9 protein-coding genes are annotated in these 8,229 nt (G+C 52.9%); 4 read left to right on the top strand and 5 right to left on the bottom strand.

Annotation, left to right across the window (positions count from 1 at the left end; translation table 11 throughout):
- Positions 1 to 118: 118 nt before the first annotated feature.
- Together J7M22_05505 and J7M22_05500 are read right to left on the bottom strand one after the other, a co-directional pair.
- Complete coding sequence (locus tag J7M22_05505) at positions 119 to 502, bottom strand: aspartyl protease family protein (GenBank protein MCD6506066.1); 384 nt, start codon at positions 500 to 502, stop codon at positions 119 to 121.
- Positions 503 to 596: 94 nt separating this feature from the next.
- A complete protein-coding gene (locus J7M22_05500; protein ID MCD6506065.1) occupies positions 597 to 1,409 on the bottom strand; it encodes a sugar phosphate isomerase/epimerase in 813 nt (270 codons plus the stop codon).
- A 522-nt stretch (positions 1,410 to 1,931) separates the two neighbouring features.
- Here J7M22_05500 and J7M22_05495 point away from each other — a divergent pair.
- The 4 genes from J7M22_05495 (at position 1,932) to J7M22_05480 (ending at position 4,984) form a co-directional block, all read left to right on the top strand.
- Positions 1,932 to 2,213 carry a DUF2089 family protein gene (locus J7M22_05495; protein ID MCD6506064.1) on the top strand — a complete coding sequence of 94 codons (282 nt, stop codon included), beginning with the start codon at positions 1,932 to 1,934 and terminating at the stop codon, positions 2,211 to 2,213.
- A 66-nt stretch (positions 2,214 to 2,279) separates the two neighbouring features.
- A complete protein-coding gene (locus J7M22_05490; protein ID MCD6506063.1) occupies positions 2,280 to 3,086 on the top strand; it encodes a sugar phosphate isomerase/epimerase in 807 nt (268 codons plus the stop codon).
- Positions 3,087 to 3,173: 87 nt separating this feature from the next.
- Positions 3,174 to 3,746 carry a hypothetical protein gene (locus tag J7M22_05485; GenBank protein MCD6506062.1) on the top strand — a complete coding sequence of 191 codons (573 nt, stop codon included), beginning with the start codon at positions 3,174 to 3,176 and terminating at the stop codon, positions 3,744 to 3,746.
- A complete protein-coding gene (locus tag J7M22_05480; GenBank protein ID MCD6506061.1) occupies positions 3,743 to 4,984 on the top strand; it encodes a hypothetical protein in 1,242 nt (413 codons plus the stop codon). Before J7M22_05485 ends, J7M22_05480 begins: the two co-directional genes overlap by 4 nt.
- A 2-nt stretch (positions 4,985 to 4,986) precedes the next feature.
- Here the strand turns inward: J7M22_05480 and J7M22_05475 are convergent, their stop codons facing one another.
- The 3 genes from J7M22_05475 to J7M22_05465 are packed head-to-tail and all read right to left on the bottom strand — an operon-like array spanning position 4,987 to position 7,942.
- Entirely contained in the window at positions 4,987 to 5,991 is a 1,005-nt protein-coding gene (locus J7M22_05475; protein ID MCD6506060.1) for an HD domain-containing protein, read from the bottom strand.
- A gap of 2 nt (positions 5,992 to 5,993) precedes the next feature.
- On the bottom strand, positions 5,994 to 6,929 hold the full coding sequence (locus J7M22_05470; protein MCD6506059.1) for a UbiA family prenyltransferase: 936 nt from the start codon (positions 6,927 to 6,929) through the stop codon (positions 5,994 to 5,996).
- Positions 6,926 to 7,942 (bottom strand): alcohol dehydrogenase catalytic domain-containing protein, encoded by a 1,017-nt coding sequence (locus tag J7M22_05465; GenBank protein ID MCD6506058.1) that lies wholly within the window; start codon positions 7,940 to 7,942, stop codon positions 6,926 to 6,928. Before J7M22_05465 ends, J7M22_05470 begins: the two co-directional genes overlap by 4 nt.
- Between the last annotated feature and the right edge of the window lie 287 nt (positions 7,943 to 8,229).

Here is an 8,229-nt window from a genome sequence, read left to right as displayed (position 1 = left end):
CGTCGGAAACCCTTATGTGATAAGACTTCCTGGCGCTCTCAATTGTTCGAGTTTTTGAAACTTCGACAAGCCCAGAATTTTCAAGGGTTTTCTCGGACTGAGGACTGAGATTTGTCAGTCAGCCAGCCTCCTTAACTTGATAGAAATAGGCCAATCCTTTAGGCCTTGTAAACTCCAGTTCACCTGTCGTCGGGTCTAATCTCAGCCCAATGGATTTCAGCGTTTCCACTCCGATAACGGTTTGAGCTCCTTCAAAAGCTATACTTATTGCAGGCGCTTCAACGCCTTTAATCTTGATCGCCACCCCATAGGCTTTAGCCTTAACCTTTTGCCCATTTCCCAACTCTATTTCAATCTCACCTGGAATTCTCGGGGCGCCTACCTCCTCCAAAATCCTCTCCGGCAAGACCGTATAGGTGGCACCTGTATCAATAAGCACGTTCTTCAACTCCACAGCGGCCTTGTTACCCCTTACCGTCACATCCGCATATAGATGCCCCATTTCCCCATCTCCTTCTTATTTTCATAAGGTTTTCGCCAGGTCGCAGCCGCTAATCGTCAAAGAGATCAGGCACAGCAATCTCCAAAGTAACGCTCTATGCCTCATCGTATATCTTTCTGAGATACTCCACCGTTCTTTTAAGCTCCTCCCATCTATCTCCGGGCACGCCACATTCCAGGGCACAGAAGTATTCGTATCCTATATCTTTAAGCGCCCTGAAGGCGGATTTGAAATCCGTGTGGCCGTGACCGGGCGTAAGTCTGTTGCTGTCGGCAAGGTGGACGTTTACGATGTAGTCTTTGGCCTCCTGTATGCTCTGAGCTATGTCTCTTTCCTCGATGTTCATGTGAAACAGATCCGCCATTATCTTACAGTTGGGATGTCCGACCTCCTTGCAGATGCCCACGGCGTCGGCCAACGTGCAAGGCCACCACTGTTCATATCGGTTGAGCGGCTCGATTATCAGATACGCCCCCACCTTCTCGGCGTGTTCACATATATCCCTGTAAAGCTCCACCAGTAGTTTTCTCTCCAGCTCCTGAGTTGAGGCAAGCGGTGAGAGATCGTTTATCCTGGGCCTGCCGCCCATCTTGACGGCGATCAACGGCACCGAAAGCACGCCCACCGCTCCTATCTCCCCGGCAAGCGTCAAAGCATCCTTATGCGCCTTAACCGCCAGATCCCTCTCCCCTTTACGCGCGTCCAGTATCGCACCACCGCGCGCCGATGTGATGGAGGGCTGTATGCCGGTTTCCCTCATAGCTGCTTTAATCTCGCCTAACCTCTCAAGGCTGCTGCTCGTGGTAAGCTCTATCCCGTCAAATCCGAGCTCCTTGAGCGAGTGAAACTTCTCCATCAGCGTTCTTCCGGGAGCCATATTCTCCCTTATGGAAAGCTTAAGGGACATCGATTACCTCCTATTGTCGAAGGGAATGCTAATCTATAACACCATTTCATCCTTTTGGGTAGAGTGACCTCCTCCCACTCCTGAAAGGAGATGGGCTTCCTCCTTCATCGAAGCGGCTTACATCGGAGGAACGAGAAATCCGTTGCACGTTCAACGTTTAACGTTGTAACGTTTTCCACTCCCGGTTCCTCGTTCCTTAACCTTTACAGAGGCCCTCTTCTCCAGAGGCTTAACTTCGGACCGGTCCGGCCCTAGGGTTTTGTACCAAGGGTATTATACCACAGCCGAAGATAAAAACAAACCGCCTTTCATCCCACCCTTAAAAGAGTAGGCTTTCCCGGCGGCTCTCGTAAGGGTAATTAGTATAATTCGCCTCTCGGCGGCGAGCGTTATTTTCGGGATAGAGGTTGCCACTTTATCTCCTTATCAGCCGGCAATCTAAATCTTTTATCGGGAAATCCTTGAAAAATTGGAAGATTACTGATATAATCATGTCTAAACACAGCATTTGGAGGATATACCATGAAGAGCTTCAAATGTCCATCGTGCGGTGGCGAGATGGTGATAAAGCGGCTGGCCTGTACCAAATGCGATACGGTGGTCGAAGGAACCTTCGCCCTCGGCCCGCTTAGCAGGCTTTCGACTGAAGCTGCCTCCTTCATCGAGATGTTCGTGAGAAATAAAGGGAATATGCGAAGGGTGAGCCAGGAGCTGGGAGTTTCATATCCCACGGCGCGCAAGCAGCTTGATAGGGTGGTCAAGGAACTTGAACAGGTCCTCGCCGGGGAAAAGTCCGAAGGGTAAATCCCCGTTGAAGTCCAATCAGATCTATGGTATACTTGGGTGGAATCCCACAAGGGAGGAGCTGTGATGGACGAGAAGAAAATCGGGGTTATACACTATAACTTCCCTGGATATTCGTTTGAGGAGTTTTTACGGTATGCCAGCGAAACGGGCTTCGGTTATGTCGAGCTCTCCATAGCTGATGTGTGGAAACCGGACGTCTCAGACCTGAAGGCCGAGGCGGAGAAAGTCAGACAGATCGTGGAGAGATATGGGTTGAAGGTCTCAGCGCTGAGCGCCGGCAACGATTTCGTCCTGCTCGATGAGGATGAGATCGCAAAGCAGGTCGAAAGGATGAGGAAGATCTGCGAGGTGGCCAGAACGCTGGGCACGAAGGTCATAAGGACCGAGGGAGGCAGGCCCAAGGACTCCGTGCCCCAGGAGAGATGGGATGAGGCGATAGCGGGATGTCTGAGAAGATGTCTCGATTTCGCCGAGGAGTTGGATGTCTATTTCGCCCTCGATAATCACGGGCTCGTGACCAACGACGCCGAGCTGCAGGTGAGGATATTCGAATCGGTCGGATCGAAACGGGTCGGATCGAACCTGGACACGATGAACTACCGGTGGTTCGGCCATGATTTGAAGACGATAAACCACTTCTACGAGATAATCGCCCCATACGTTCTACACACACATATGAAGGACGGCACGGGGAGCAGAGGTGAATATCGGGGCGCAGCCCTCGGCGAGGGGGAGATCGATCTGCACTATGCCGTCAAATGCCTTAAGGAAGCCGGATATGACGGGGTCTGGTGCGCCGAATATGAGGGCAGGGAGGACCCTGCCATCGGCTATAGAAAATGCTATCAGTGGCTTGTGGAAAACGTGTGATAAATAGAGAGACGAGGGTCTAGAGTCGAGGGATGAAAGAGATCTTAGACTCTAGACCCTCACCTCTAGACTTTAATGAGGTGTTTCATGACCCTTTTCAGAAGGAAACGGGAAAGGGAAAGATCCCCCGCCAGTCCGCTGGAGGATATCCCTATAGGAAGCATGGTGGACTTGGCGGATACTACCACCTTCGCCCTCTCCGAGGCGGTGAGCAGAACCTTTGAGGTCAAGGCGGTGAGAAAATACGAGAGCAGGGGGTTCCTCAGATGGCTCTACCTGCTTGAAAATGACGAGGAGGTCATCCTCGGCGTGGAGAAGGTCGATGAGGAGGATTATAACCTCGCGAGGTTCGTCCTTGACAGCGAAGAGGAGTTCAGCGAGCCCCTTCCCTCCAGGATAAGGATGAATTTCAAAGACCCTGAGACGGGAGAGTCTGAGGAGGTGGAGTACGAACGACGCGGCGTTATAGAGGCACACATGACCTATCTCGATCCGGATGTAAGAGAGGAATATGACGTGGAGATCCACGATTACCTCGCCGAGGACGGCACCATACTGATGGTGGAGGTCTCCGAGGATTGGGTGACATACTTTTTGGGCGAGCCTATAAGCCTTAACGACGTGACCGTCTATCCGAAAGGGAAAGGTGAGGAACTATGAAGGTTGAAATCGTCCGGCACGCCCTGGATCGCGTGCCGTTATCGCTCATCATAGATGACTCAACCGTGTTGATCAACCTGAATTATTTTTGGATGCGGGATCGTAATCCCGTGGACGGCGGGAACAGGAGATGGGAGGATGTCCCCGTTGTGCATCCCGAGTCCTTCACGCGGGAGTTCGCCGAGTGGTGTCTGGAGAACGGAGTTCGCGGCAAGTTCAGCCTCGTCCCGTGTCCCGCTGCGCTGGGCCGCATCGACGAGGGACTTCCCCTTTTCAGCAGGGCTCAACAGGAAAGCTGGTTGAAGATGTGCCGGGAACTCATAGCCCCCGCCTTCGATATAACGCCTGAGATGATCACTCACACGGTCGTGGTCGATCCGAAGACCCTTAAACCGCTTGAATCGGGGATCTGGGAGCAGTACGAGTGGTCGGAGTTGCCGGTCGATCAGGAGGACCTCGTCGTCGAATACATCGCCACTGCATGCCGTATACTGACGAACGTCGGCCTGCCACCTGAGGGGGTCACATCGCCAGGCGGTTTCGGCGGCAGAACGCTGGAATTCTACGCCAAGGTAACGGGCATCGCCGTCAGGGAGGTCACGGGCAACCCAACCCCTTACTTCTTCAAGCGGGTCTCAGATGAGGCCGTGGAAACGCCCGTGTGGTTCGCCGACAGGGAATCCGGAACGGCGGTCGGGGAGATCATAGCCGCCACCGGCGACTGGACCGGCTCGTGGACGGGCTATGGCGAGGTGAGCGTCGATAGATACATAACCTCCGACCTTCAGGGGGGACGCTTGCCCGCCGTGATAAACGCCGGAGATCCGGCCGTCCTGTGCAGTCACTGGCAGGGGTTTTATGGCCTACATAACGATGACAGGCGCGGGTTTAACACCCTAAAAGCTGTCGTTCGACGCCTCAAACAGCTCGATCCGAAGAATGAGAGGACGCAATGGCGTAAATGCAGTGAGATCACGAACTATGCCTGTGCCAGAGAGATGGCCGAGATATCGGTGGAGGGTCATACGATCCATCTCGACCTGCCCGTTCAGGTGCCCGATTTCACGCTGCGATTGAGTGAGGTCGAGGTACGAGGGGTCTCGGTGGATGGCGTGCCACTGAAAGAGGTTCACACACGCTCCGAATTCAAAAGCGGAACGTTCTTCAAGGAGGGCAAGACAACCCTGCTTGCTTTTGATCCATCTCAGCGAAAGACGACCGTTCAGGTTCACATCTGACCCTAGGCGCGTCCTTCGATCTCTCCCGATAAAAGCCGCTTGAACTCGATGACCCGTTCGACCGCCCTTCGTGCTTCAGATCGGACATCGGTATCTCCTTCGCCTTCGATCCAGTTTAATCTCTGCGGTATCCATCTCCTCTCAAGATAAGACATCTGCTCGACGAGGTTCGGATCGTCGGCGCAGCTCATGAAATACTCTATGACGCCCAGCAGTCCATACCGTCTGTTGAATTCGAACTCCTCCAGCTCCATCCTCAACTTTCCCCACAGCTCCCTTTTTCTCCTCTGTCTTTCCTCCCCCATATGCCTGGCCGTCTGGGTCATAAGCCTTTCGACGAAGCTCTCCTTCATATCGATCCACCTGGGCAGGCCCTCAACGTATCTCCTCAGATCAGCCCTGCCGTTTCTCCGTATCATGCTGTAGGTGTGTATCTGTATATTCCTGAAGAAGGCCACATATCCGAGGTTGGCGTCCATCATGTCCGCATCGTGAAGTATCCGTGATTCCAGAGGGGAATACAGCCTTTTCAACTCATCCTCATCGGCGTTGAGGGGTTTTAGATGAGCTTCGATGATGAGCTTCACCGACTCGATGAAGTCAGAGGGGAATCCATATCTTTCAAGGATCTTACCCGCTATAAACGCTCCCGAGATGTTATGGAGGGTATGATAGAGGTTATGTTCATGGTAGAGTTTGGTCACGAGGTTCTCCCTCTTGGGCATGACAAGCTCGGTCATCCAGAACCCTTTCTCGTCCGTTATCCTCCTTCCGTTCTCATCTGTCAGGATGCGTCCGTCGTAGCGTTTGGTGATATCATGAAGCGTCGCCGCGTAGGCGAGCTTCTCCAGATCGGCCCCTTCCTTTCCTCCGATTTCAAGGCATAAGGCCCTGACGCGCGATGTGTGGTTCCAATAGTAGTTTCTCCAGGAGAACCCCTGTCGCTTCTCATCCCAGAGTGAGAAGGTCTCCCTGACGAGATCTTCGATCTCCTTGAGATGTCTCAATTTCAGACCTCCTGTTTCGATCTCTGAAGGAGAAGCCATGAGATGAGAATCAGCGGCAAAATGGTGATGGCCGAAACCCATATCGGCATCATCGCCGCAGCCAAAGCGGGGAAGAAGCTGATAGATCCGGTCATCGCCCCCTTCAAGGCCAGATATCCGTTTCTCTCATTGGGCCTTATCATGAGAGGGACCCTTGTAATACCGGTTATTATGAGGGCCAGTGCAAGCCATATCGTATACTCCCAACCGATCTCGCCTTCAAGAAGAGGCATGAGGGCGAGAAGAAAAGCCCCAACTGTTGCTATCCCCGATAGCGCCAATGACGGTCTAATCCCTATCTGTATAGGCGTGGTCACCACGCCGAGGTCTCTATCGCGCTCTATATCCTTGAACGTCGTGACTATGTGGGTTCCGAAATCGAAAAGGAAGATCGATCCGAAAGCATACCAGGTCAGAGCGGGAATTCCACCCGAGACCGCCAGCGAGCCGAAGATGCTCAAAAGCCCTATCCCCAGCGGCAGCGATATGCTTCCCCAAACTCCTTTCTGCTTGAAGATGGCGTTATACAGATGTGAGATCATCACCAGAATCACAACCATGAGGCCCGCCTTCCAGTTCATCGCGAACCCCAGGGCCACGCAGAGGAGGTATAGCGAGCTTGCAACGATGAAAACCTCCCTCGCCGAGAGTCTGCCAGATGGGATCGGTCTATTCGGATGGGCCTTGGCGTCCAGATCGCGGTGAAAATAATCGTTTTTCATCATCCCCGCGAAATATCCAAGAGTTGCCGTCAAAAGGGCCAGGGGAAACCGCCATGAGATCCTCCCATCGCTGGCTATCATGGCTCCGGGAAGGGTGGAAACGATCGGTATAGGAAACAAAGGATACCGAATGATCTCCAGATAGGCATGAAGCTTGCTCAATTTCCCATCGGTCATGGTTTGATCGCCACCTTCATCCCCCTTCTCCCATCAACTATCCTTAAGGCCTCGTTTATCCTTTCTATCGGGAGGACATGCGTTAAAAGAGATCTGAGATTTATCTCTCCCGAGGCGAGCTCATCCATAGCGGCTTTAAGGCTCCATTTTGAAAAGGCCCACGATGCGATCAACCTGTATCCCATAAAATGCAGATTTTCGAGTTCAAGTCTCAGCTCGTTCCCCTTTGGGAACAGGCCGAAGAAATTAAGAAAGGCCCCCCGTCTGGCCACCTTGAAGGCCAGATCGATCGCTTCGGGATTGTTTGTGGCGATTATCACCGTATCGGCCCCGCCGTCCATCGTCTCTTTAAATCTCTCCACCTCATCCTCCTCTACCCCGAAAACCCCATCGGCGCCGAGCCTGTGAGCCCATTTCCTCCTTTCACTCAGCGGCTCGAAGACGGCTGTTCGCAGACCGGATCGGATCGCCAGCTTGAGGAAGATAAGCCCTATAGGGCCGGCGCCGAGTATAACGAGATCGCGACGGAACTCGGTCTCCCTCCATGCGTTCAGGCAGCAGCCGAGCGGTTCGACGAAGATCAGATCCTCTGACGGCATATCCCGGGGGGCTCGGATCACGCCACCGATTCGGATCGCCTGTTCCGGTATCAGCATATATTCGGCATAGCCGCCATCTATATCATGTCCGAAACCGTAAAGCTTCTCGCAGTATTTTCCCTGATCCCGCTTGCAGAAAACACATCGGCCGCATGTAACCATCGGGTTAAGTGTGATCCGTTCGCCGACCTTAAGCTCCGGATTTCTGCTTTCGACGACTGTGGCGGCGATCTCATGTCCCATGACGACGGGCGGGGAATAATCCGTCACCTCACCTCTCAGGGCCATCAGGTCTGATGTGCACACGCCGCACATCTCTACCCTGGCCAGCGCCTCACCATCTTTGGGCGATGGGATATTCCTCTCCTGGATTACCAACTCCTCACCTGTTTTGACGAGCACAGCGGCTTTCATCTCAACCTCCCGGTCAGGGGATTATACAATAAAATCCACGGTGACAACAAGCCCGCTCTATCGCTCACATATAATGATACCGGGGGCAATGAAGAGGCGTATCCGCTGGAATGAAAATCTTGAGGTAATATTATTCATCTGACTTGAGATGGTGAGGGGTGCATGGAAAATTTGTAGGAGACTCAAGCTACGGGTCTGTTAAGTTTTTTGTGTAAATTCTCTTCCATTCCACAGATACCCCTCCAGCCTATCCTGAAAATGAATGGCAAGCTGTGCCAGTATCATGT

This window comes from Candidatus Poribacteria bacterium (assembly GCA_021162805.1).
In the GTDB taxonomy this organism is placed as follows: domain Bacteria; phylum Poribacteria; class WGA-4E; order B28-G17; family B28-G17; genus JAGGXZ01.
The sequence above is the reverse complement of the archived record's forward strand: the minus strand, read 5'-3'. Positions and strand labels throughout refer to the sequence as shown.

Coding starts and splice junctions, on each gene's coding strand:
- J7M22_05505 (MCD6506066.1), bottom strand. CDS start 502: ATGGGGCATCTATATGCGGATGTGACGGTAAGGGGTAACAAGGCCGCT.
- J7M22_05500 (MCD6506065.1), bottom strand. CDS start 1,409: ATGTCCCTTAAGCTTTCCATAAGGGAGAATATGGCTCCCGGAAGAACG.
- J7M22_05495 (MCD6506064.1), top strand. CDS start 1,932: ATGAAGAGCTTCAAATGTCCATCGTGCGGTGGCGAGATGGTGATAAAG.
- J7M22_05490 (MCD6506063.1), top strand. CDS start 2,280: ATGGACGAGAAGAAAATCGGGGTTATACACTATAACTTCCCTGGATAT.
- J7M22_05485 (MCD6506062.1), top strand. CDS start 3,174: ATGACCCTTTTCAGAAGGAAACGGGAAAGGGAAAGATCCCCCGCCAGT.
- J7M22_05480 (MCD6506061.1), top strand. CDS start 3,743: ATGAAGGTTGAAATCGTCCGGCACGCCCTGGATCGCGTGCCGTTATCG.
- J7M22_05470 (MCD6506059.1), bottom strand. CDS start 6,929: ATGACCGATGGGAAATTGAGCAAGCTTCATGCCTATCTGGAGATCATT.
- J7M22_05465 (MCD6506058.1), bottom strand. CDS start 7,942: ATGAAAGCCGCTGTGCTCGTCAAAACAGGTGAGGAGTTGGTAATCCAG.